The following is a 1041-nucleotide window of genomic DNA, read 5'->3' as shown; positions in this document are numbered from 1 at the left end:
TCAGGCCGCTGAGAGCCGAGAGCAGCGCCCGCTCGTCGTCGTCCAGCGTGCGCGGCCGGTCGAAGGAGACCACCGCGGCGCCGATGGCCCGACCGGAGACCGTCAGCGGCAGGAAGGCCCACGCCTGCTTCTGCCCGGTGAGCGCGATCGCCGCCGTCTCGGGGTAGCCGGCCGCGAACGCCTCCCGCGACTCGACGAACTGCGCGGACCGGGTGCGCAGCGCTTCGCGCACGGGCGAGGGAACGTCGTGCCGCAGGCCGTGGATGCGGTGGCGGAACCCCTCCGGATAGCCCACCGCGCCGATCACGTTCAGGCGGTCGTTCTCCAGCCCCAGGATGGTCAGTCCCGCGGCGCCGAAGGCGGGCAGAACGCTGTCGGCGACGGCCCCGACCACGTCCTCGGCCGTCACCGCCTGCGCGAGAGAGCGGGTCAACTGGCCGGTGAGCGCGGCGCGTTCGGCCGCCGCCCGGCGCGCCGCCTCGTGGTGCCGCCGCTCGGTGACGTCGGTGATGTAGAGGGTCAGGCCCTCGTCCGGCAGGGGGACGGGCCGCAGGTGGTACCAGCGGTCGCCGCCCGGCCAGGGCGCGTCGAAGCCCTCCGGCCTGCCCTCGGCCACGGCCCGGCGGCAGCGCTCCTCCAGCCCGGGCACGCCGCGGATGGCGGGAACGTCCCACAGCAGGCGGCCCGTTGCCCCGGCCGGCTCGCCCAGCAGGCGCTCGGCCGCGAGGTTGACGAACTCGATGCGCCACTCGCGGTCCACGGCCAGGAAGCCGTCCGTCATGTGCCGCAGGGCCCGGCTGACCGACTCGGCGGCGGCGTGCGCCTGCGTGGTGTTCCACAGCGTCCCGGCCTCCCGCACCAGCCGGCCCTCCTCGTCGAGGACCATCCCGGCGCGCATCCGCACCCACCCGTAGGTGCCGTCGTCCCGGCGCACCCGGTACTCGAACTCCGCCGGCCGCCTGGCGCGCACGGCCTCCTCGTGCGCCGGCAGGACCAAGGCCCGGTCGTCGGGGTGGTGCCGGTCCACCCAGCTCTCGATCC

The 1041-nt window shown here is 75.9% G+C and carries 1 protein-coding gene; it reads right to left on the bottom strand.

Translation table 11 applies throughout. From position 1 onward, the window contains the following. A partial coding sequence (locus D7231_RS35775) for a PAS domain-containing protein (protein ID WP_120760555.1) occupies positions 1-1041 on the bottom strand: 1041 nt, incomplete at both ends.

Origin of the sequence: Streptomyces klenkii (genome assembly GCF_003626645.1) — a bacterium.
In the GTDB taxonomy this organism is placed as follows: domain Bacteria; phylum Actinomycetota; class Actinomycetes; order Streptomycetales; family Streptomycetaceae; genus Streptomyces; species Streptomyces klenkii.
Note: the sequence above shows the minus strand (reverse complement) of the source record. Positions and strands in the feature narration are given on the sequence as shown.